This window comes from Micromonospora mirobrigensis, from assembly GCF_900091555.1.
GTDB lineage: Bacteria > Actinomycetota > Actinomycetes > Mycobacteriales > Micromonosporaceae > Micromonospora > Micromonospora mirobrigensis.
This window is the reverse complement of record NZ_FMCX01000003.1, coordinates 533,860-555,319: the sequence shown is the minus strand read 5'-3', so window position 1 is coordinate 555,319 and position 21,460 is coordinate 533,860. Positions and strand designations below refer to the sequence as shown.

The following is a 21,460-nucleotide window of genomic DNA, read 5'->3' as shown; positions in this document are numbered from 1 at the left end:
CGCCCTCGCCTGAGGGACGGTCACCGGCCGAGGACGATCCGGGCCATGCCGTCCAGGGCCGGGTTGTCCGCCTCCCAGTAACCGGTATGGCCGTACCGGCCGCTGGGAAAGCGGCGGGCGCCGAAGCCGGGGTCGCTCGGATCGCGCCCGAACCACAACTCGTGCCGGTCCCCGCCGAGCAGCCGCGCCACCGGGCCGACCGGTGTCCGGTCCAGCACCGCCCCCCGGGCCAGGTCGTCGAGCGGCCGGGCCAGCCGGATCACGTCGTCCGGGGCGGTGGACGCCCAGACCTGGCCGGGTGGCACCCGCAGCTCCCGGGCCTCGGAGACGCCCACTCCGGGCGAGCCGACGAAGACCAGCGCGTCCGCGCCGAGACCGTGCTCCCGGGCCGCGACGCCCACCACCAGTGAGCCGTAACTGTGCCCGAGCACGGTCTGCCGGGCGGGTGGGCCGTCGTGGCTGGCCCGCAGCCCGTCCTGGAACCGGCTCAACGCCGGGCCCGCGTCGCCCGCCTGGCCGGAGCGGGTCGCCTCGGGCAGGAAATCCGGTGCGTCGTAGTCCAGCCAGAGCACCGCCGCCGTGCCGGCCCCCGGGGCGAGCGCCGCGCAGCGGGACAGCACCCGCGCCGCGCGGCCCAGCTCACCGGCCGCCCCGGCCAGGTCGGAGGTCATCCCCGGCACGTACGTCAGCACGTTGTCCGCGTGGTCCGGGTCGCCGAGCGCCACGACCGCCCGCCCGTCCCCGGTCGGATCGAGGCCGAGCAGGTACGCCCGCGGTGGTCCCGCCGCCAGCCGGTCGGCCAGCGCGTCCAGCCCGGCCAGGGCCGCCGCGGCCCGGCGCTGCCCGACCGCCGCCACCGTCCCGCGCAGCGCCCCGGCCCGGGACCGTCGACACCGGTCCAGCAGCACCGCCCGGTGCGCGCCGAGCAGCAGCCGGTTGGCCTGGTCGCGGGCGGCGACCGGCACCCCGTCGAGGCGCCCCACCAAGCGGGCCTCGTGCAGCACCAACCACCGCCGTTCGGCCGGGGTGAGCCCGCCCCACCAGCGGGCCACCAGCGCCGGTCCCGCACCCGCGGGCGGGCGCCACAGCGGGGGCGCCGCCACCCAGCCCGCCCCGGCGGAGACGGCCAGCTCCGACAGCCGGCCGGTCGCCTCCCGGTCGGCCGCCGCCGCGGCGGCCAGCGCGCCGCCGATCGCCCCGGACACCTGCGCCACGGTCGGCCCGAGCCGCTCCGGTGGACGGGGGACGGCCGGATCGGCGCCGACCCGACCGGTCCGGTCGACCGCCACCCCGGCCCGACCGGCCAGGGCCACCGCCTCGGCCAGCCGGGCCTTCGCCGCGGCGAGCCGGGCGGCGAGCACCGCCAGGGTCTGGTCCACCTCGATCAGGGCCGGCCGGATCACGGCCAGCTCTGCGCCGAGCCCGTCCAGCCGGGTCCGGGCCGCCCCCGCCGCCGCCCCGGACCATCCGCCGCGCAGTGTCGCCGCCGCCTCGACCAGCTCGCCCACCCGCGCATCCACCTGCCCGGTCAGGCCGGCCCAGGCCGCCCCGGTCGTCGCCCACGCCGCCGGGTCGGTGGACCAGAGCCGTTCGTAGGCGGAGACCGGCCCGCCGGTCGGGGCCGCCCGACCGGGAGACCCGGTGCGCAGGCCGCCCCGGGCGGTGGGCGACACCGGCCCGGCCCGCCGACCGCCCGACGCCGCTGGTCGGCGGCCCGCCGGGGACGGGGTGTGCCGGTCGGTGCGGGACACCGGTGGCCGGGCGGTCGGGAGTGCGGCACGCCGGCCGCCCGGCCCGGAGGAGTTCGGCCGCCACCGGGCCGGGACGGCCGTCCCGGGGCGTACGCCGGTCGGGTCGGTCACCGGCCCACACCGGCGAGCCGGCCCGCCGCCCGGTCGTCGGCCGCCCGGTATCCGTCGGCGGCGGACCGCAGCGCGCCGGCGGTCTCCGCGAGTCGGGCACCCCGGGCACCGGCCCAGGTCCGCACCGCCGCCGTCAGGTCGGCCAGCGCCGCGTCGATCTGCCACCCGTCCGGCGCCGGCCCGGGCGGCAGCCCACCGGCCAGCCCCCCGACCAGCCGGTACGCGTCGCCGTCCAGGTCACCGGCCACCTCGTGCAGCACGTCGGGGTGGACGTTCAACGGCTCCTCGCTCATCGCCTGCTCCTCACCTCGCGGAACTCCGCCGGACATCGACGGAGCCGACGCTAGGCGGCGTCCGCGTACCCCGGAACGGGCTGTGGACGGCGAGCGACCGGCGTACGCGCTGGTCGTCCACAGGCGTTGCCCACGGTGGACCCGGCGGCTAATCTCCGGCCCCGCCCGCCGGTAGGGTGAGTTCGTGATCGTGGCGGTCGGCATCGACGTGGTCCTGGTGGAACGGTTCGCCAAGGCCCTGGCACGGACGCCGCTGCTGGCGGACCGGCTCTTCACCGAGGCCGAGCGGTTCACCCGCTCCGGCAACCCGCGCTCGCCGGAGTCGCTGGCCGCCCGGTTCGCCGCCAAGGAGGCGGTGGCCAAGGCGTTGGGCGCGCCGGCCGGGTTGCGCTGGCACGACTGCGAGGTCGTGCCCGACCCGGACGGCCGGCCCTGGCTGACCGTCTCCGGCACGGTGGCCGCCGCGGCGACCGAACGCGGGGTTAACCGCTGGCACCTGTCGTTGTCCCACGACGGCGGGATCGCGTCGGCGATGGTGGTGGCGGAACGCTGAGTCGACCGGCGGGCCGGCCGGTCCGGGGCGGGAGAGGGGACGGGTGGCATGAAGCCGGTGTGGCGGGTGGCGGACGTACGCGCGGCGGAGGCGGGCCTGATGGCCACCCTCCCGCCGGGGACGCTGATGCAGCGGGCCGCGGCCGGGCTGGCCCGGCGGTGCGGGCTGCTGCTCGCCGAGCGGGGCGGCGTCTACGGCGCCCGGGTGCTGCTGCTGGTCGGCTCCGGTGACAACGGCGGCGACGCGCTGTACGCGGGCGCCCGGCTCGCCGGTCGGGGCGCCGCGGTGTCGGCGCTGCTGCTCAGCCCCGGTCGGGCGCACGCCGAGGGGCTGGCCGCGTTCCGGGCCGCCGGTGGGCGGCTGGTGGACCGGCCGCCGGCCACGGTCGACCTGCTGCTGGACGGCATCGTGGGCATCGGCGGCCGGGGTGGCCTGCGGGAGACCGCCGAGCAGCTGGCGGCGAGCCCGGTCGAGCACCGCGGGCGGGACGGCGACCGGGCCACGGTGGTGGCGGTGGACGTGCCGAGCGGCGTCGCCGTGGACACCGGGCACGTGCCGCTCTCCGCCTCCGGCCGGCCGAGCGCGGTCCGGGCCGACGTGACGGTGGCCTTCGGCGCGCTGAAGCCGGCCCTGGTGGTGGGTCCGGCGGCGGCGCTGGCCGGGCAGGTCGAGCTGGTGGACATCGGTCTCGGGCCGTGGCTGCGCGGGTCGCCGGCGCTGCGGGTGGTCGAGTGGTCCGACGTCGAGCAGTGGTGGCCGGAGCTGGGGCCTGCGTCGGAGAAGTACAGCCGGGGCGTGGTGGGGGTGGCGACCGGCTCGGCGACGTACCCGGGTGCGGCGGTGCTCTCGGTGGGCGGTGCGCTTGCCGGCCCGACCGGGATGGTCCGGTACGCCGGTGGGGCCCGGGCGGAGGTGGTGCACCAGCACCCGTCGGTGATCGCCACCGGGCGGGTCGCCGACGCCGGTCGGGTGCAGGCGTGGGTGTGTGGTTCCGGGCTGGGCACCGGTGAGGACGCCGCCGCCGAGCTGCGCGCGGTGCTGGCCGCGCCGGTGCCGGTGGTGCTGGACGCCGACGCGTTGACCCTGATGGTGGACGGCAAGATGGCCGAGCGGCTCCGGGACCGGGACGCCCCGATCGTGGTCACCCCGCACGACCGTGAGTTCGCCCGGCTCTGCGGGGAGGAGCCGGGCGCGGACCGGGTCGGCGCGGCGCTGCGGCTGGCCGCCTGGATGAACGCGGTGGTCCTGCTCAAGGGGGACCGCACGATCGTCGGCACGCCGGACGGCCGGGCGTACGTCAACCCGACCGGCACCGCCGCGCTGGCCACCGGGGGCACCGGGGACGTGCTGGCCGGGCTGCTCGGCTCGCTGCTCGCCGGTGGGGTGCCGGCGGACCGGGCGGCCGCCGCGGCGGCGTACCTGCACGGGCTGGCCGGCCGGGAGGCGGCCCGGGGCGGTCCGGTGACCGCGCCGGACGTGGCGGCGGCGCTGCGCCCGGTGGTGGGCCGGCTGGGCGCTACGACCGGGTAGCGGTCGAGGTGATCTACCTGGAAGTAGGCTGGGTGCATGTGGCAGGCCGAGGTGCGCGTCGATCTCGACGCGATCCGTGACAACGTGGCCCGGCTCCGGTCGGGCACCAGCGCCGAGTTGATGGCGGTGGTCAAGGCGGACGGCTACGGCCACGGCATGGTCCCGGCGGCCCGGGCCGCGCTCGACGCCGGGGCGGACTGGCTCGGCGTCTGCACCCTGGACGAGGCGCTCGGGCTGCGCCGGGCCGGGATCACCGCGCCGGTGCTGGCCTGGCTGCTCAGCCCGGGGCTGCCGCTGCACGAGGGGGTGACGGCCGGCGTCGACCTGGGCGCCGCGAGCCTGTCCCAGCTCGACGAGATGATCGAGGCGAGCCGGCTGGCCGGCCGCCCGGCGCGGCTGCACCTCAAGATCGATACCGGGTTGTCGCGCGGTGGCGCGACCGTGGCCGACTGGCCGACCCTGCTGGAGGCCGCCGCGAAGGCCCAGGCCGACGGCCTGGTCGAGGTGGTCGGCGTGTGGAGCCACTTCGTGTACGCGGACCTGCCCGGCCACCCCACCACGGACCGGCAGCTCGCCGTCTTCCACGAGGGGCTGGCCATGGTCGAGCGGGCCGGGCTGCGCCCCCGCTACCGGCACCTGGCCAACTCCGCAGCCACGCTGACCCGCCCGGACACCCACTTCGACCTGGTCCGCCCGGGCATCGCCACCTACGGCCTGTCGCCGATCGCCGGTGAGCGGTTCGGGCTGCGCCCGGCGATGACCGCGCGGGCCCGGGTGATGCTCACCAAGCGGGTCCCCGAGGGCACCGGCGTCTCGTACGGCCACACCTACCTCACCGAGCGGGAGGCGAACCTGGCCGTGGTGCCGCTCGGCTATGCCGACGGGGTGCCCCGGCACGCCTCGAACGTCGGCCCGGTGCAGCTCGGCGGGGTCCGCCGGACCATCTCCGGCCGGGTCTGCATGGACCAGTTCGTCCTGGACTGCGGCGACGACCCGGTCGCGGCCGGGGACGTGGCCACCCTCTTCGGCGACGGCGCCGACGGCGGTCCCACCGCCGACGACTGGGCCGAGGCGGCCGGCACCATCAACTACGAGATCGTCACCCGGTTCGGCGGCAGCCGGGTGCCCCGGGTCTACGACGGCGAGCGGGCATGACCAGGTCTCCACGGCTGCGCATTCCTCGGCCGCGGACCGCCGCCGGGCGGGTCGCCGGCGTCGTCGGGGCCGCGGTCGGCGTGGCCGCCGCCGGGCTCGCGGCGGGCGTGGTCAGCGAACGCGCCCTGGTCCGCCGGCTCAAGGCCGACCCGACCGACCCGTACGCGCACGAGGTCTTCGGCGACCTGCCGTACGACGAGTCGTACCGGCTGGAGATGCCGGACGGCACCGACATCCACGTCGAGGTGGTGGAGCCGAAGCGACCGGTCGACGGGCACCCGACCGTGGTGTTCGTGCACGGCTTCTGCCTGGACATGGGGACGTTCCACTTCCAGCGCAAGTTGCTCACCGAGCGCGGCGAGCACCGGATCGTCGCGTACGACCAGCCCGGGCACGGCCGCTCGGGCCGGCTGGAGACCGGCGAGTACGACCTCGAGCGGCTCGGCCGCACCCTGCGCCGGGTGATCGACGCGACCACCCCGGAGGGGCCGCTGGTGCTGGTCGGGCACTCGATGGGCGGCATGACCATCATGGCGTTCGCCGAGCTGTTTCCGGAGATGTTCGGCGACCGGGTGGTCGGCACGGTGCTGATGGCCACCTCCGGCGGTCTGCTGGCGGAGAGCAAGCTGGTGGCTCCCGCCCTGCTCAACCGGGTCGGCGGCCCGGTGCTCTACATGGTCAACAACGCCACCCGGTACGGCGGCACGGTCATCGAGCACGCCCGGAGATCGACCCAGAACGTGGCCTGGCTGCTCACCCGCCGGCTCGGCTTCGGCACCGCGAAGCCCAGCGCGGCGCTGGTCTCGTACGTCGAGACGATGAACTCGCGGACCTCCGCCGACACGGTGACCCGCTACCTGCGTACCCTGGCCACCCACTCGCGGCTGCCCGCGCTGGCCGCGCTGGCCGGCACGCCGGTGCTGGTGGTGGTCGGCGACAAGGACCTGATCATCCCGGCCACCCACTCCGACGAGATCGTCCGGCGGCTGCCGCACGCCGAGGCGGTCCGGATCCCCGACAGCGGGCACGTGGTGATGCTGGAGCACGCGGAGCTGGTCAACGCGGCGCTGACCAGGTTCCTGGAGGGCTTGTGAGTCACGTCGTCGAGCTGTCCACCGCGGCCGACACCCAGGCGTTCGGGCGCCGGCTGGCCCGGCTGCTTCGCCCCGGTGACCTGCTGCTGCTCACCGGCCCGCTGGGGGCCGGCAAGACGGCGCTGACCCAGGGCATCGGCGCCGGGCTGCACGTGCGGGGTGACATCACCTCGCCCACCTTCGTCATCGCCCGGGTGCACCAGCCGGACCCGCAGCGGGGTGGCCGGGTGCCGCTGGTGCACGCCGACGCGTACCGGCTGGGCGACGCGGCGGACCCGCGGGCCGAGATCGACGACCTGGACCTGGACGCCTCGGTGGACGACTCGGTGACCGTGGTCGAGTGGGGCGAGGGCATGGTCGAGCAGTTGGCCGACACGCACCTGCGGGTCCGCATCGACCGCCGCGACGACGACACCCGGGTGATCGCGTTGGAGCCGGTCGGCGGCGACTGGGCGGCCCGGCTCACCGCCCTCGACTAGGCCGAGGGGTCACCGCAGCAGGTCGAGAAACTCCGCTGGCGTCAACCCGGCCTGGCGGAGAATCGAGGCGAGCGTGCCCCGCTTCACGGTGCCGTGCTGGGGCACCACCACGACGTTCCCTGCCGGGTTCCGGTAGACGGCGTGGCTGCCCTTGGTCCGGACATGGTCGAAGCCGGCCTTCTTCAGGGTGTCCAGCACCTTGCGCAGCGGCAGGTCGGCCAGCGCAGGGCTCATGCGGCTCGTCCGACCTGGAACGACGTCACCAGGGGAGTGGTCTCGATCGTCGGATTCTGAACCTCGTCGAGGTAGACCTCGACTGCCTCCCGCAGGTTGCTGAGGGCCTCGTCAAGCGTCTCGCCCTGGCTGGCGACGTCGAGTTCCAGGCAGCGGGCGACGTACCAGTCGTCCTCCTGGTGGACCGCCGCGGTCAAGGTGCGAGTCATGCCGCCTCCAGAAGTCGTGCTCCGACCTCCCATCCTAAAGAGGGCCGAGCCACCCGACCGGTACTGTCGTTCCTCGTTGTCGGTGTGGGCTGATAGGAAGAGAGCCAAGTCGCCCTCCTGGAAAGGTTGCCGATGCCCGACGACGCCCCCACCCTCGACCTGCTGGCCATGCTGCCGGAGGCGTGGCGTGCCGTGCTCACCCCGCACCTCGACCCGGCCCGCACGGCCGCGCTGGCCGAGTTCGTCGCCCGGGAATACGCCACCCAGACGGTCTTCCCGCCGGTGGCGGACCTCTTCTCCGCCTACCGGCTCTGCGGGCCGGAGCAGTGCCGGGTGCTGATCCTCGGGCAGGATCCCTACCACAGGGCGGGGCAGGCGCACGGGCTGAGCTTCAGCGTCCGCGACGGGGTGACCGTCCCGCCGTCGCTGCGCAACGTCTTCAAGGAGCTGGGCGAGGACCTGGGCGTGCCCAAGCCGCGCAGCGGCAACCTGGACGGCTGGGCGGCGCAGGGCGTGCTGCTGCTCAACGCGGTGCTCACCGTCCGCCAGGCCACCCCGGGCTCGCACGCCAACAAGGGGTGGGAGGAGTTCACCGACGCCACCATCCGGGCCCTCGACGCCCGGCCGGAGCGGGTGGTCTTCCTGCTCTGGGGCGGGTACGCCCGCAAGAAGGCGGCCCTGGTGACCAACCCGCAGCACGTGGTGCTGGAGGCCGGTCACCCCAGCCCGATGAACCCTCGTGGCTTCCTGGGCAGCCGTCCGTTCAGCGCGGCCAACAAGGCCCTCGCCGATGCCGGCCTGCCCACCGTCGACTGGGAACGCTCAGCGGGCTGACCCCGCCGGTGCTGGGCTCGCCGGACGGCTGGCTCCTCAGCCGGCTGGGGCCTCGGCGGCCTGCTGTCGCTGCCGGTGGCGGCGCAGCAGGTCGGCCGCCCGGGGGTCGGTCGCCTCCACCTGGACGAGCGGCACCACCCGGTAGCTCCGGTCGCCGTGCCGCACCTTGATGCCCGCCGGCAGCTCGTCGCACATCTGGGCCCTGAGCTCACCGTGCCGGGTCAGCCACCGGTGCTCGCCCGGCTCCTCCGGCTCGATGTGCACCCCGCCGTACTCGCCCCACCGGGCGTTCCACCGCTGCGCGTAGGCGGCGTTCAGCCATTCGGTGAGGCGTGCCGAGTCCCGCCACCGCACCGCGATCTCGACCGCGTCGGTCGGCAGGGGAGCGCCCTGGAGCAGCGCCGCGGTGCTCCCCGTCAGCAGGTACGGCAGGTCACCGAGCCGGTCGACGATCCGGTCCAGCCCGAGACCGTCCAGCACCTCGGCCAGCGGGCGCGCGGCCTGCTCGGTGAGCCGGGCGTCGAGATGCGCGTCCAACTCCTCGACGCCGATGGTGAGCTGCAGATCCATGGCGGCCAGCAGCCGTTCGAGCGCCGGCAGGCTGGGGGAGCGGTCGCCGCGTTCGATCCTGGCCACCGTGGCCTGGCTGACCCCGGCCAGTTCCGCCAGCCGGCGCTGGTTCAGCTCGTGGAGCTGCCGCTGCCGGCGGATCACGTCACTCAGGAGGGCGGCCAACCGGGTCTCGGGCATCCCCGGATGGTGCCGCAGAGGTTTGTGAGCGTGATACCTCAGAGTCATCAAGATGACTCTGAGGTATCAGGCTCGTCGCGGTTGTTCGATTCGGGCGGGCAATGACGCAGGGTGATCCCACCCGCCGCGCCCGGGCGGCGCGGCGAGGTCCAGCAACGCGGGCCGGGTGGGGGCGTCACGGCTGGTGACCGAGCGGCCGACTACGCTGGCATATCGTGCTCGTACTCGTGGTGGACTCCTCGACCCCCGCGGTGACCGCGGCGCTGGCGGAGGTCTCCGCCGACGGCGTCGCGCTCCGCGCCCAGCGGTGCACCGTCGACGCCCGGGCGCACGGTGAGCTGCTCGCCCCGCAGGTCGAGGCGGTGCTGGCGGACGCCGGGGCCCGCGTCGCCGACCTCACCGCGATCGTCGCCGGGCTCGGCCCGGGCCCGTTCACCGGGCTGCGGGTGGGGCTGGTCACCGCCGCCACCATGGGCCAGGTCCTCGACGTCCCCACGTACGGCGTCTGCTCGCTGGACGCGATCGGCCACCCGGCGGCGGCCGGCGAGCCGGTCCTGGCCGCCAGCGACGCCCGCCGCCGGGAGATCTACTGGGCGGTCTACGACGGCGCCGGCCAGCGGATCGCCGGCCCGAACGTCGACCTTCCGGCGGTCGCCGCCGAGCGGGCCCGCGACCTCGCCGTCACGGCCACGGTCGGCGACGGCGCCCACCGGTACGCCGACGTCCTCGGGCTGCCGGTGCGGGCCGAGCCGCGCTACCCGGACCCGTTGGCGCTGGTCGGGCTGGCCGCCGAGCGGATCCGTGCCGGCGCACCCGGGGAGCGGCTCACCCCGCTCTACCTGCGCCGCCCCGACGCGGTGGCGGCCACCGGCCACAAGCCGGTCCTGCCGTGACGGCTCCCGCCCGGCTGGAGCGGTTCCGGTGGTGGCACATCGACCAGGTGCTCAGAATCGAGGCCGACCTCTTCGGCGCCGAGCAGTGGTCGCCGGGAATGTTCTGGAACGAGCTGGCCAACGGGCACTTCTACCTGGTCGCCACGGACGCCGACGGTGCCGTGCTCGGCTACGCGGGGTTGACCGTGCAGGCCGACGAGGCGTGGGTGCAGAACATCGCGGTCCGCCGGGACGCCCAGCGGCACGGCCTGGGCCGGGCGCTGCTGGAGGCGCTGCTCGCCGAGGCGGCCCGTCGCCGCGCGCCCGCCGTGCTGCTGGAGGTGGCCGCCGACAACGCGCCGGCCCAGCGGCTCTACGCCAGCTACGGCTTCGAACCGATCGGCGTACGCCGGGGCTACTACCAACCGAGCAACACCGACGCGCTGGTCATGCGGCGCGGGACGGACTGAGAGGCGATGGCTGACGAACCGCTGATCCTGGGCATCGAGACCTCCTGCGACGAGACCGGTGTGGGGATCGTCCGCGGGCACACCCTGCTCGCCGACGCGCTCGCCTCCAGCGTCGAGGAGCACGCCCGGTTCGGTGGCGTGGTGCCCGAGGTGGCCAGCCGGGCCCACCTGGAGGCGATCGTGCCGACCATGGACCGGGCGCTGAAGGAGGCGGGGGTGACCCTCGCCGACATCGACGCCATCGCCGTCACCTCCGGTCCCGGCCTGGCCGGCGCGCTGCTGGTCGGCGTGGCGGCGGCGAAGGGCTACGCGCTGGCCGCCGAGAAGCCGGTGTACGGGGTCAACCACCTCGCCGCGCACGTGGCCGTCGACACCCTGGAACACGGGCCGCTGCCCGAGCCGGCGATCGCCCTGCTGGTCTCCGGCGGCCACTCCTCCCTGCTGCGGGTCGACGACCTGGCGACCGGGGTGACGCCGCTCGGCGCCACCATCGACGACGCCGCCGGGGAGGCCTTCGACAAGGTGGCCCGGCTGCTCGGCCTGCCGTTCCCCGGCGGACCGTACATCGACCGGGAGGCCCGGGCCGGCGACCCGGCGTCGATCGCCTTCCCGCGCGGCCTCACCGCCGCCAAGGACCTCGCCGCCCACCGCTACGACTTCTCCTTCTCCGGCCTGAAGACGGCCGTCGCCCGCTGGGTGGAGGGGCGGCAGCGGGCCGGCGAGGCGGTGCCGGTGGCCGACGTGGCGGCCTCCTTCCAGGAGGCGGTCTGCGACGTGCTCGTCACCAAGGCGCTGGCCGCATGCCGGGCCGACGGCATCGACACGCTGGTGATCGGCGGCGGGGTGGCGGCGAACTCCCGGCTGCGGGCGATGGCCGAGCAGCGGGCCGGCAAGCACGGCATCCGGGTCCGGGTGCCCCGGCCGAAGCTCTGCACCGACAACGGCGCGATGGTGGCCGCGCTCGGCTCGCACCTGGTCGCCTCCGGTGTCGCACCGAGCCGGCTGGACCTGCCGGCCGACTCGGCGCTGCCACTGACCACGGTGAGCGTGTGACGGCGAGGGAGGGGTGGCGGCTGTGATCGTCCGGATGTGGGAGGCGCGGGCCGAGTCGTACGGCCTCGCCGACCTGGTCACCTGGGTCTGCGACACGGCGCTGCCCGAGTTCGAGCACGACCCGCTGCACCTGTCCAGCGAGGTCTTCTCCTCCACCGACCACCGGGTGGTGGTGATCTCCAAGTGGCGGAGCAGCCCGCGCGAGCTGCCCGACCCGCCGGCCACGCTGCTCGCCCGCCCGCCGCACTCCTGGGACTTCACCCAGGTCGACCGCTGACCCCGGCGGCCCGCCCGGGCCGGAATTCGTTCGCGTCGAGGCAGGCCGGGGACCTAGCGTCGAGGAGTCATGCGCTTCTCACCGGCCGGTGATCCCGGCACCCCCGACGACCGGTCCGCCACCCGCTACCTGGTGTGGCTGGCCGGCCGGCACCCCATGCTCTTCGGCAGCGGCATCGCGCTGGGTGTCGTCTGGATGGTGGCCCAGGCGCTGATGCCCGCGGCCGTGGGTCGGGCGATCGACGCCGGCCTCACCCACCGCGACCCGGATGCGCTGGTCACCTGGGCCGCCACCCTCTTCGGGCTGGGCGTGCTCCAGGCGGTCGCCGGGGTGTTGCGGCACCGCTGCGCGGTGCACAACTGGCTCGCCGCCGCGTACCGGACGGTGCAGCTCACCGTGGAGGCGACCAACCGGCTCGGCGCCGCGCTGCCCCGCCGGGTCGCCGCCGGTGAGGTGGTCGCCATCGGTACGGCCGACATCGGCCAGATCGGCCACGCCGTGGACATCACCGCCCGGGGCACCGGTTCGGTGGTCGCCATCGCCACCGTCGCGGCGATCCTGCTCACCGCGTCGGTGCCGCTCGGGCTGGTCGTGGTGCTCGGCGTACCGCTGCTGATGGGGCTGGTCGGGTTGCTGATCCGGCCGCTGCACCGGCAGCAGCAGGCGTACCGGGACTCCGAGGGGCGGCTCACCGCGCGGGCCGGGGACATCGTCTCCGGGCTGCGGGTGCTGCGCGGGGTGGGCGGCGAACCGGTGCTGTCGGCCCGGTACCGCGAACAGTCCCAGCGGTTGCGCGCCGACGGCCTGCGGGTGGCCCGGGTGGAGGCGCTGCTCCAGGCGGCGCAGATCCTGCTCCCCGGTGCGTTCCTGGTGCTGGTGACCTGGCTGGGGGCCCGGTTCGCGTTGCGCGGTGAGCTCAGCGCCGGTCAGCTCGTCGCCTTCTACGGCTACACCGCGTTCCTGGTCAGCCCGCTGCGCAACCTCACCGAGGCGGCCGACAAGCTGACCCGGGGCCACGTGGCCGCCCGCCGGGTGGTCCGGCTGCTGCGCCTCGCCCCGGAGCTGGCCGAGCCGGCCCGGCCGGTGCCGCTGCCCGACGGGCCGGGCGAGCTGGTCGACGAGCGGTCGGGGCTGGTGCTGCGCCCCGGCACGTTCACCGCGCTGGCGGCGACCGACCCGGCCGACGCCGCCGAGATCGCCGACCGGCTCGGCCGGTACGTCGACGGCGACGTCACGCTGCACGGCGTACCGCTGCGGGAGGTGGCGCTGGCGACGGTGCGCGAGCGGATCCTGGTGGCCGACAACGACGCGCACCTGTTCACCGGCCCGCTGCTCGCGGAGCTGGACCCGCACGACCGCGGCGACCGGGCCGCCGTCGAGGCGGCGCTGGTCGCGGCGAGCGCCACCGACGTGGTGGCCGGCCTGCCCGACGGCCTGGACAGCCGGGTGGCCGAGCGGGGCCGGGAGTTCTCCGGCGGCCAGCGGCAGCGGCTGCGGCTGGCCCGGGCGCTGGTCGCCGACCCGGAGACGCTGGTCCTGATCGAGCCGACCAGCGCGGTGGACGCGCACACCGAGGCCCGGATCGCCGACCGGCTGGGTGCGGCCCGGCGCGGCCGGACCACGCTGGTCTGCACCACGTCCCCGCTGGTGCTGGGACGGGCCGAGCACGTGATCTTCGTGGAGGACGGCAAGGTGGTGGCCGAGGGCCGGCACGACGAGCTGCTCGCCGCCGAGCCGCGTTACGCGGCCGCGGTGAGCCGGGAGGAGGAGGCGTGAGCACCGCGCTGCCCGTCGCCGACGCCGACCAGGTGCGCCGGTACGCCCGCACGCTGGTGCGCCGGCATCCGCGCGCCCTGGTCGGGGCGCTCGGCCTGCACGCGCTGGGCGCGGCGGCCGGCCTGGTCGCGCCCCGGCTCCTCGGCGACCTGGTGGAGGGGATCTCCCGGGGCGTGTCGACGGTGACCGTGGACCGGGTCGCGCTGGCCATCGCGGGTTTCGTGGTGGCCCAGGCGGTGCTGGTCCGCCTCGCGCACCTGGCGTCGGCCCGGCTCGGCGAGCGGGTCCTCGCCGAGTTGCGCGAGGAGTTCGTCGACCGGGTGCTCGCCCTGCCGCTGTCCACCGTGGAGCGGGCCGGCACCGGTGACCTGCTGACCCGGACCTCGCGGGACGTCGCCGCGCTCTCCAAGACGGTGCGGTTCGCGATGCCGGAGACGCTGATCGCGGCGGTGACCGTGGTGCTGATCGTCGGGGCGCTGCTGGTCACCGGCCCGCTGCTGGCGCTGCCCTGCCTGCTGGCGGTGCCGGTCCTCTGGGCCGGCACCCGCTGGTACCTGCGCCGCGCCCCCGCCGGTTACCTGCGGGAGAACGCCGCCTACTCGGACATCACCGACGGGATCAGCGAGGCGGTGGAGGGGGCCCGGACCACCGAGGCGCTGCGCCAGCAGGCCCGCCGCCGGGCCCGCGGCGACGCCGACATCCGCCGGTCGTACGCGGCCGAGCGCTACACGCTCAACCTGCGGACCGTCTTCTTCCCGGTCGCCGAGATCGGGTACGTGCTGCCGGTGACGGCCACCCTGCTGATCGGCGGCTGGTTCCACCTCAGGGGCTGGGTCAGCCTGGGGCAGGTCACCGCGGCCACCCTCTACGTGCAGCAGCTGGTGGACCCGATCGACCGGCTGCTCTCCTGGCTGGACGAGCTGCAGGTGGGTGGCGCCTCGATGGCCCGGCTGCTCGGGGTCTCCGCCGCCGACCCGGTACCCCCGGCGCCGGCCGGTGCCGCGCCGGCCGACGGGGACCGCCGGGTCGCCGCCCACGACGTCCGGTACGCCTACCGCGACGGTCACGACGTGCTGCACGGGGTGACCCTGGTGCCCCGGCCGGGGGAGACGCTGGCCATGGTCGGCCCGTCCGGCGCCGGCAAGTCCACCCTGGGCCGGCTGCTGGCCGGGGTGCACGCCCCCCGGTCCGGTTCGGTGACCGTGGACGGCCGGCAGCTGGCGGGGCTGCCCCTGGCCGAGCTGCGTACCCACGTGGCGCTGGTCAGTCAGGAGCACCACGTCTTCATCGGCACGCTGGCGGAGAACGTGGCGATGGTCCGCCCGGACGCGGACGACGCGGCCGTCCGGTCGGCGCTGGCCGCGGTGGACGCCCTCGATTGGGCGCAGGCCCTGCCCGACGGGGTGCGGACCGTGGTGGGCGCGGGCGGGCATCCGCTCTCCCCGGCGCAGGCGCAGCAGCTGGCCCTGGCCCGGCTGGTGCTCGCCGACCCGCACACGCTGGTGCTGGACGAGGCGACCTCGCTGATCGACCCGCGGGCGGCCCGGGCGCTGGAGCGCTCGCTGGCCGCGGTGCTGCGCGGGCGCACGGTGATCGCCATCGCGCACCGGCTCTTCTCGGCGCACGACGCGGACCGGGTGGCGGTGGTGGAGGACGGTCGGATCGCCGAGCTGGGCAGCCACGACGAGCTGGTCGCGGCGGACGGCTCGTACGCGGCGCTCTGGCGCTCCTGGCACGGCTGAGCCGGGCGGGGTCGCGGTCCCGCCCGGCTGTCCGGCCGCGTGGGTCGGGTCGGCTCGGTCAGCTGCGGCGCAGCACCCGGTAGGTGGCCAGGCCTGCGGTGCCGAGGGCGGCGAGGAAGACCAGCCAGACCACGGTGGTGCTGACCCCGGTGGAGGGGCCGATCGGGGCGCCGGCCCGGGCGGCGGCCAGCAGCGAGTCGCTCTGCGCCGGGGGCATGGCGGCCGGCGGCAGCTGCTGCCAGCGGACCAGCCCGGTGCTCTCCAGCATCTGCATGTGGTCGGAGACGAACTTGTTGGCCTCGTCGGCGAGCTTGCGGACGATCGGGTCGCGGGTGCTGGCCCGTACCGCGCCGATCACCGGGAAGATCTTGCCGTGGGCGACCCGGAGGCGGGTGACGAAGATCTGGTCGAACTGGGCGCCGCGGGCCTCCTGCATCTCCGACAGCCACCCCTTCTGCTCGACGGTGGGGTCGGTCGGCAGGGTGGTGCCGAGGCGGTTGGCGGCCTCCACCACCAGCTGGTCGAGGACGCCGTGCTGGCGGGAGATCTCCGCGCCGACCTCCCGGACCCGCTTCGACCGGCCCTTCTCGGCCGCCATCTGACCGGCCGGCATCTCCCAGAGCCCGGCCAGGCGTACGCCGTTGAGCAGGGTCATGTCGGCGGCGTTGAGCTGGTTGCCGGGCGCCGGGGCGGCGGAGGCGGCGCCGGGCAGCGGCGCCAGCCCGGCCAGCACGGCGATGAGCAGGACGGCGACCCGGCGGGCCGGGAGCCCGGACCGGCGACGTACGGATTCCAGCGGTGCCATGCTGCGGTGCCTCCTCCTGGCGGACCTGACCCGGTTCGGGCCGCCGGCACCGGCCGGCGACCCGTCGTCGTCTGGTACGGCCCGACGGCCCGAACAGTTCACCGACGCTCCCAAGTGATCGTCTCCCGCAAAGAAGCCGTTGCAAAGGAAACTTTGCAACGATAGCTTTGCAGTCATGACACCCCGCGAGATCCGACCCGACGCCACCTCCCTGCGCGGCCTGGCACATCCGCTGCGGGTGCGCATCCTCAACGTGCTCCGCGAGCAGGGCCCCGCCACCGCCACCCTGCTCGCCGAGCGGCTCGGCCAGTCCACCGGCGCCACCAGCTACCACCTGCGCCAACTCGCCCAGTACGGCTTCGTCGTCGACGACCCGCAGCGGTCCGCCGGCCGGGAACGCTGGTGGCGGGCGGCGCACCGCAACACCGTGCTCGACAGCGACCTCGGCGAACAGGCGTCCGCCGACACCGAGGCCTACCTGCGCGCCGTCGCGGCCGCGTACGCCGAGCGGGTCGACCGCTGGCTCGGCGAGTGGGCCGCCCTGCCGCGCGAGTGGGCGGCCACCGGCACGCTGAGCAACTGGCGGCTGCGGCTCACCCGGGCCGAGGCCGCCGAGCTGCACGAACGGCTCTTCGCGCTGCTGGACGACTACCGGCGGGACGACCCCGAGGTCCCCGCCCCGCCCGGCACCGAGTCGGTGGTGCTCCAGGCGCAGATCCTGCCCTTCCTGCGCCGGCCCGGCACGGCGGAGGGGGAGCGGTGAGCCGGCGACGGGGCCCGCTGACCGGGCTGCTCGCCGCCGAGCTGATCTCGCTGACCGGCACCCGGATGAGCATGGTGGCGCTGCCCTGGTTCACCCTGGCCACCACCGGCAGCGCCGCCCGCGCCGGCGTCGTCGCGTTCGCCGAGATGCTGCCGTACGTGCTGGCCTGCGGGCTCGGCGGCCCGCTGCTGGACCGGCTCGGTCACCGGCGGGTGAGCGTGGTGGCCGATGTGGCCAGCGCCCCGGTGCTGCTGGCGGTGCCCGTGCTGCACCACGCGGGGCGGCTCGACTTCGGCCTGCTGGTCACCCTGATCGCCCTGGTCGGCATGCTGCGCGGCTTCGGCGAGACGGCGAAACGGGTGCTCTTTCCCGAGGCGGTGGCCGCCTCCGGGATGGCGCTGACCCGGGCCACCGCGCTGCACGACGGGCTGGGCCGGCTGGCCACCCTGCTCGGGGCGCCGCTGGCCGGCGTGCTCATCCTGGCCCTGGAGGCCCCGGCGGTGCTGGCGCTGGACGCGGTGAGCTTCCTGCTCGCCGGCCTGGTCGTGGCCGCCCTGGTGCCGGCCCGCCCCCGCAGGGTGCCCCCGGCGGTCGACGGGCCCACCGCGCCGGACGCCGTCCGGGACGGGTCACCGGACGGAGGTCGGCCGTCGGCCCGGCGAGCGGGCTACCTCGCCGCGCTCGGCGAAGGGCTGCGCTTCCTGTTCCGGGACCCGCTGGTCGGCTCGGTGACCGTGCTGCTGCTCGTCACCAACCTGGCCGACGCCGCGTACTCCTCGGTGCTGGCCCCGGTCTGGGCGCGGGAGGTGGCCGGCTCCCCGGCCGCGCTCGGCGCCCTCTCCGCCGCGTTCGCCGTCGGCGCGGTGCTCGGCAACGTGGTCTTCACCGCGCTCGCCCCGCGCGTCCCGCGCTTCGCCACCTTCGCCGTCGGCTTCCTGGTCGGTGGCGCGCCGAGGTTCCTGGCGCTGGCCCTGGTCGACCGGCTCTGGGCGGTCTACCTGATCTCGTTCGTGGCCGGGTTGGGTCTCGCCGCGATCAACCCGATCCTCGGCGCGATCACCTACGAGCGGATCCCCGAGGCGCTGCGCGCCCGGGTCCTCGGGCTCGGGCACGCGATCTCCTGGGGCGGCATCCCGCTCGGCGGCCTGCTCGCCGGCTACTGCGCCGACCTGGCCTCACCGGCGGTGGCGGCGCTGGTCTTCGGCGGCGCCTACCTCGCGGTGACCGTCTGGCCGCTGCTCAGCCCGACCTGGCGCCGACTGGACGGCCCACCGCCCACCCCGGCGCCGCAGGCGGTCGACGACCGTCCCCGGGACCGCTCAGCCGGCGTCGAGCGGGTCGGCCAGTAGCCGTTCGAAGGCCAGCTCGGCGGCGCCGACCAGCGCCGCGTCGTCGCCCAGCTTGGGGGTACGCAGCCGGACGTGCTCCAGGCAGGCGGGCAGCGCCATCGAGTTGAGCCGGCTGCGGACCTGGGCCGCGGCGGCCAGGTAGAGGTCGCGCATGGTGCCGCCGAAGATGACCATCTCCGGGTTGAAGATGTTGACCAGGTTGGCGACGCCGAAGCCGAGCCAGTCGCCGGCCTGCCGGACGGCCTTCTGGGCCCGGGCGTCGCCCCGGTCGGCGGCGTCGAAGAGCCCGAGCAGCGCCTCCCGGCCCCGGGCGTCGTCCCGGCCGGCGGTGCGCAGCAACCCGTGCTCGCCGATCTCGGTCTCCCAGCAGCCGCGGGAGCCGCACTCGCAGCGGACGCCGTCGCGGACCACCACCATGTGGCCGACCTCGCCGCCGTACCCGCCGTGGCCGGTGAGCCGCCGGCCGCCGGCGATGATGCCGGCGCCGACGCCGACGTCGCCGTACAGGTAGATCACGTTGTCGCAGCCGGCGGCGGCGCCGCGGGCGTGTTCGGCGAAGGCCGCCACGTCGGCGACGTTCCCGACCGTGATGGGTACGTCGATGCCCAGCTCGGCGGCGAGCGCGGCGCCGATCGGCTCGTCCACCCAGCCGGTGGTGGGACTGAGCCGGACCAGTCCGTCCTCGCGCCGGACCATGCCGCAGACCGCCACGCCGGCGCCGACGCAGACGGCATCCGCGGGCACCGCGTGGTGCATCTCCTTGACCGCGCCGGCCAGCAGTGGGGCGGCCTCCCCGGCCAGCAGGTTGCGCGGCCGGTCCAGTTCACGGCGGTCGAGCACCGCGCCGCCGAGACCGACCCGCGCGGCGCGCAGCCGGTCCACCTCCACCGAGTACGCGTACGCGTAGACCCGACCGGACTCGGGCCGGACGACCAGTGACGGTCGTCCGGCCCGGCCGGTCTCCTTCGGCGTCCCCTCGCTGACCAGCCCGGCGCCGGCCAGGTCGGCGGTCAGCGCGCCGATGGTGCTCCGGTTGAGCCCCAGCGCGGTGGTGAGTTCCGCGCGGGTGGTGGCCCCGCGGACGTGCACGTACCGCAGCAACGCGCCCAGGTTCTGCCGCCGGATCTCGTCCTGGCTGGGTCCCGCACGCATCGCCACCGCCACCTGCTCGGGCCGGGTCAGCGGGCGCCGGTGGCGGCGGAACGCCGCCGCGACAGCGCGTCCACGCTCGCGGCGAGGAGCAGGACCAGACCGGTGACCACGTACTTCACTCCCGAGCTGTAACCCATCAGGCCCATGCCGTTGTCGATGACCGCGACCACGGCGCCGCCGAGCACCGCGTCCAGGACGCGGCCCTTGCCACCGAAGAGGCTGGTGCCACCGATCACGGCCGCACCGACGGCGTAGAGGAGCACGTTACTGCCGCCGGTGTTCGGGTCCACCGAGTTGGCCCGGCTGGCGGCCACGATGCCGCCGACGGCGGCCATCGCGGAGCAGATCACGAAGACCGAGATGCGGATCTTGTCGACGTTGATGCCGGCCCGGCGGGCGGCTTCCTTGTTGCCGCCGACCGCGTAGATGTGCCGGCCGTAGCTGGTGCGCTGGAGCACGAAGGTCCAGATGACCAGGAGTACCGCGATGATCGGCACCACGATCGGCACGCCCTTGAGCGAGGTGACCAGCACGTTGCGGCTGCGCTCCTGGTTGAGCAGGGCGACGGCCAGGCCGAGGAGGACGGCGAGGATGCCGATCCGGGCGGCGACCACGGCGATCGGGTCGGTGAGCAGACCCCGGGCGACGCGGTTGCGGTGCCGCAGCAGCTGCACGGCGGCGTAGCCGGCGATCGCGAGGCCGGCGAGCAGCCAGCCCAGGGCGGGGGAGAGGTTGCGGTTGGCGATCGCGACCAGCGTGTCGTCCCGCACCGAGATGTTGGTGCCCGACTTCATGAGCATCAGCACGATGCCCTGGAAGGCGAGGAAGCCGGCGAGGGTGACCACGAAGGACGGGATGCCGACCTTGGCCACCAGGACGCCGAGGATCGTGCCGATCAGCACGCCGGTGGCGATGGCGGCGAGCACCGCCACGTACCAGGGGTAGCCGAGGACGGTCACGACGTTGGCCAGGATGGCCGCGCAGACGCCGCTGGCGAAGCCCGCGGAGAGGTCGATCTCGCCGAGCAGCAGCACGAAGACCAGGCCCATGGCGATCAGCGTGGTCGCGGCGCCCTGGGTGAAGAGGTTGGCGAAGTTGCCGGCGCTGAGGAACGACGGCCGCATGATCGAGAAGACCGTGCAGAGCACGATCAGCCCGAGCACGGCGGGCAGCGCGCCGATGTCGCCGCCGCGTACCCGGCTGACGTAGTTGCGGACGTGGCTGCCGACGGTCGGCGCCGGCGCGACGGCGGCCGGGCCTTCCTTCTTGACGACGGTGGTGGTCATCGGACGGCTCCCGGGTTGGTGTCGGCGGACTCGGCGCCGCTGCCGGTGGTGCTCAGGGCGGGCTCGGCGACCAGGCCGAGGTTGCCGGAACGCCCGGCGGTGATCAGCTCCACCACCTGCGAGTGGGTGATGTCGGTGGTCTTCACCTGGGCGACCATCTGGCCGAGGTAGAGCGCGGCGATCCGGTCGGAGACGGCGAAGACGTCGTTCATGTTGTGCGAGATCAGCACCACGGCCAGGCCGTTGTCGGCGAGCCGGCGGACCAGTTCGAGCACCTGGGCGGTCTGCGCGACGCCGAGGGCGGCGGTCGGCTCGTCCAGGATGACCAGCCTGCTGTTCCAGAGCACGGCCTTGGCGATGGCGACGGTCTGCCGCTGGCCGCCGGAGAGGCTGGAGACGTGCTGGCGCAACGACTTCACGGTGCGGACGCTGAGCCCGGCGAGGGTCTCGGCGGCCATCTGCTCCATGGTCGGCTCGTCGAGCACGATGCCGCTGCGCTTCTCCCGACCGAGGAACATGTTCTGCACGATGTCGAGGTTGTCGCAGAGCGCGAGGTCCTGGTAGACGACCTCGATGCCCAGCGCGGAGGCGTCGCGCGGGCTGTTGATGGTGACCGGGCGACCGTCGAAGAGGAACTCGCCGGAGTCGGCCGGGTAGATGCCGCTGATGCACTTGACGAGCGTCGACTTGCCGGCGCCGTTGTCGCCGACGAGGGCGGTCACCTCGCCGGGGTGCGCGGCGAAGGCGACGTCACGCAGGACCTGGACGGGACCGAAGCTCTTGTCGATCCCGCGCAGCTCCAGCAGGGGGGTTGCGGACACTGGGGGTCTCCTTCGGATGGAGGGGAGATCTCGGGTCCCGTCCGGCGTGGGCGCCGCCCGGCACGGAGGTCCGTGCCGGGCGGCGCCGCGTGCAGCGGGTA

23 protein-coding genes are annotated in these 21,460 nt (G+C 75.3%); 14 read left to right on the top strand and 9 right to left on the bottom strand.

What is annotated here, in order from left to right:
• Positions 1-20: 20 nt before the first annotated feature.
• On the bottom strand, positions 21-1,862 hold the full coding sequence (locus tag GA0070564_RS13715) for an alpha/beta hydrolase (RefSeq protein WP_245669966.1): 1,842 nt from the start codon (positions 1,860-1,862) through the stop codon (positions 21-23).
• Positions 1,859-2,155, bottom strand: coding sequence for a hypothetical protein (locus GA0070564_RS13710; RefSeq protein ID WP_091608750.1), 297 nt, complete (start codon positions 2,153-2,155; stop codon positions 1,859-1,861). The genes GA0070564_RS13715 and GA0070564_RS13710 overlap by 4 nt, the downstream gene beginning before the upstream one ends.
• A 184-nt stretch (positions 2,156-2,339) precedes the next feature.
• On the opposite strand from GA0070564_RS13710, the gene GA0070564_RS13705 reads away from it, so the two are divergent.
• Genes GA0070564_RS13705 through tsaE form a run of 5 tightly spaced genes read left to right on the top strand, consistent with a single transcriptional unit; the run spans position 2,340 to position 6,966 of the window.
• Positions 2,340-2,708, top strand: a complete 369-nt coding sequence (locus GA0070564_RS13705; RefSeq protein WP_091608748.1) for a holo-ACP synthase — start codon at positions 2,340-2,342, stop codon at positions 2,706-2,708.
• Positions 2,709-2,756: 48 nt separating this feature from the next.
• Positions 2,757-4,238, top strand: coding sequence for an NAD(P)H-hydrate dehydratase (locus GA0070564_RS13700; protein ID WP_091608746.1), 1,482 nt, complete (start codon positions 2,757-2,759; stop codon positions 4,236-4,238).
• 36 nt (positions 4,239-4,274) lie between these two features.
• A complete protein-coding gene (alr, locus tag GA0070564_RS13695; RefSeq protein ID WP_091608744.1) occupies positions 4,275-5,393 on the top strand; it encodes an alanine racemase in 1,119 nt (372 codons plus the stop codon).
• Positions 5,390-6,487, top strand: a complete 1,098-nt coding sequence (locus GA0070564_RS13690) for an alpha/beta fold hydrolase (protein WP_091608742.1) — start codon at positions 5,390-5,392, stop codon at positions 6,485-6,487. Before alr ends, GA0070564_RS13690 begins: the two co-directional genes overlap by 4 nt.
• Positions 6,484-6,966, top strand: coding sequence for a tRNA (adenosine(37)-N6)-threonylcarbamoyltransferase complex ATPase subunit type 1 TsaE (gene tsaE, locus GA0070564_RS13685; protein WP_091608740.1), 483 nt, complete (start codon positions 6,484-6,486; stop codon positions 6,964-6,966). The genes GA0070564_RS13690 and tsaE overlap by 4 nt, the downstream gene beginning before the upstream one ends.
• A gap of 9 nt (positions 6,967-6,975) precedes the next feature.
• Here tsaE and GA0070564_RS13680 read toward each other — a convergent pair whose 3' ends face one another.
• Together GA0070564_RS13680 and GA0070564_RS13675 are read right to left on the bottom strand one after the other, a co-directional pair.
• The gene (locus GA0070564_RS13680; protein ID WP_091608738.1) at positions 6,976-7,200 is read right to left on the bottom strand and encodes a type II toxin-antitoxin system HicA family toxin; all 225 of its coding nucleotides are present in this window, start codon (positions 7,198-7,200) and stop codon (positions 6,976-6,978) included.
• Complete coding sequence (locus tag GA0070564_RS13675; protein WP_091608733.1) at positions 7,197-7,409, bottom strand: type II toxin-antitoxin system HicB family antitoxin; 213 nt, start codon at positions 7,407-7,409, stop codon at positions 7,197-7,199. Before GA0070564_RS13675 ends, GA0070564_RS13680 begins: the two co-directional genes overlap by 4 nt.
• A gap of 132 nt (positions 7,410-7,541) precedes the next feature.
• Here GA0070564_RS13675 and ung point away from each other — a divergent pair, with 132 nt between their 5' ends.
• The gene (ung, locus tag GA0070564_RS13670; protein ID WP_091608730.1) at positions 7,542-8,243 is read left to right on the top strand and encodes a uracil-DNA glycosylase; all 702 of its coding nucleotides are present in this window, start codon (positions 7,542-7,544) and stop codon (positions 8,241-8,243) included.
• A 36-nt stretch (positions 8,244-8,279) separates the two neighbouring features.
• On the opposite strand, the gene GA0070564_RS13665 is transcribed toward ung, so the two are convergent.
• On the bottom strand, positions 8,280-8,993 hold the full coding sequence (locus tag GA0070564_RS13665; RefSeq protein ID WP_091608728.1) for a helix-turn-helix domain-containing protein: 714 nt from the start codon (positions 8,991-8,993) through the stop codon (positions 8,280-8,282).
• A gap of 215 nt (positions 8,994-9,208) precedes the next feature.
• Between GA0070564_RS13665 and tsaB the strand changes: the two genes are divergently transcribed.
• The 6 genes from tsaB (at position 9,209) to GA0070564_RS13635 (ending at position 15,183) form a co-directional block, all read left to right on the top strand.
• A complete protein-coding gene (gene tsaB / locus GA0070564_RS13660) occupies positions 9,209-9,886 on the top strand; it encodes a tRNA (adenosine(37)-N6)-threonylcarbamoyltransferase complex dimerization subunit type 1 TsaB (RefSeq protein WP_091608726.1) in 678 nt (225 codons plus the stop codon).
• Positions 9,883-10,335 carry a ribosomal protein S18-alanine N-acetyltransferase gene (gene rimI / locus GA0070564_RS13655; protein ID WP_245669964.1) on the top strand — a complete coding sequence of 151 codons (453 nt, stop codon included), beginning with the start codon at positions 9,883-9,885 and terminating at the stop codon, positions 10,333-10,335. Before tsaB ends, rimI begins: the two co-directional genes overlap by 4 nt.
• 6 nt (positions 10,336-10,341) lie before the next feature.
• Positions 10,342-11,388 carry a tRNA (adenosine(37)-N6)-threonylcarbamoyltransferase complex transferase subunit TsaD gene (gene tsaD, locus GA0070564_RS13650; RefSeq protein ID WP_091608724.1) on the top strand — a complete coding sequence of 349 codons (1,047 nt, stop codon included), beginning with the start codon at positions 10,342-10,344 and terminating at the stop codon, positions 11,386-11,388.
• A 22-nt stretch (positions 11,389-11,410) separates the two neighbouring features.
• Complete coding sequence (locus tag GA0070564_RS13645; RefSeq protein ID WP_091608722.1) at positions 11,411-11,665, top strand: hypothetical protein; 255 nt, start codon at positions 11,411-11,413, stop codon at positions 11,663-11,665.
• A gap of 69 nt (positions 11,666-11,734) precedes the next feature.
• Entirely contained in the window at positions 11,735-13,441 is a 1,707-nt protein-coding gene (locus GA0070564_RS13640) for an ABC transporter ATP-binding protein (protein WP_091608719.1), read from the top strand.
• Positions 13,438-15,183 (top strand): ABC transporter ATP-binding protein, encoded by a 1,746-nt coding sequence (locus GA0070564_RS13635; RefSeq protein ID WP_091608716.1) that lies wholly within the window; start codon positions 13,438-13,440, stop codon positions 15,181-15,183. The genes GA0070564_RS13640 and GA0070564_RS13635 overlap by 4 nt, the downstream gene beginning before the upstream one ends.
• A 58-nt stretch (positions 15,184-15,241) precedes the next feature.
• Here GA0070564_RS13635 and GA0070564_RS13630 read toward each other — a convergent pair whose 3' ends face one another.
• Complete coding sequence (locus GA0070564_RS13630; protein ID WP_091608713.1) at positions 15,242-15,988, bottom strand: DUF4142 domain-containing protein; 747 nt, start codon at positions 15,986-15,988, stop codon at positions 15,242-15,244.
• A 175-nt stretch (positions 15,989-16,163) separates the two neighbouring features.
• On the opposite strand from GA0070564_RS13630, the gene GA0070564_RS30345 reads away from it, so the two are divergent.
• Complete coding sequence (locus GA0070564_RS30345) at positions 16,164-16,751, top strand: ArsR/SmtB family transcription factor (protein WP_091608711.1); 588 nt, start codon at positions 16,164-16,166, stop codon at positions 16,749-16,751.
• Positions 16,748-18,100 carry an MFS transporter gene (locus GA0070564_RS13620; RefSeq protein ID WP_091608709.1) on the top strand — a complete coding sequence of 451 codons (1,353 nt, stop codon included), beginning with the start codon at positions 16,748-16,750 and terminating at the stop codon, positions 18,098-18,100. The genes GA0070564_RS30345 and GA0070564_RS13620 overlap by 4 nt, the downstream gene beginning before the upstream one ends.
• On the opposite strand, the gene GA0070564_RS13615 is transcribed toward GA0070564_RS13620, so the two are convergent.
• From GA0070564_RS13615 to GA0070564_RS13605, 3 genes are read right to left on the bottom strand one after another with little or no spacing between them, the layout of a single operon-like run.
• Entirely contained in the window at positions 18,071-19,252 is a 1,182-nt protein-coding gene (locus GA0070564_RS13615; protein ID WP_091609170.1) for an ROK family protein, read from the bottom strand. The two genes, GA0070564_RS13620 and GA0070564_RS13615, sit on opposite strands and share 30 nt — an antisense overlap.
• 26 nt (positions 19,253-19,278) lie before the next feature.
• Positions 19,279-20,538: a sugar ABC transporter permease gene (locus GA0070564_RS13610; protein ID WP_091608707.1), complete on the bottom strand. Its 1,260-nt coding sequence runs from the start codon at positions 20,536-20,538 to the stop codon at positions 19,279-19,281.
• The gene (locus GA0070564_RS13605; protein ID WP_091608705.1) at positions 20,535-21,359 is read right to left on the bottom strand and encodes an ATP-binding cassette domain-containing protein; all 825 of its coding nucleotides are present in this window, start codon (positions 21,357-21,359) and stop codon (positions 20,535-20,537) included. The genes GA0070564_RS13610 and GA0070564_RS13605 overlap by 4 nt, the downstream gene beginning before the upstream one ends.
• Between the last annotated feature and the right edge of the window lie 101 nt (positions 21,360-21,460).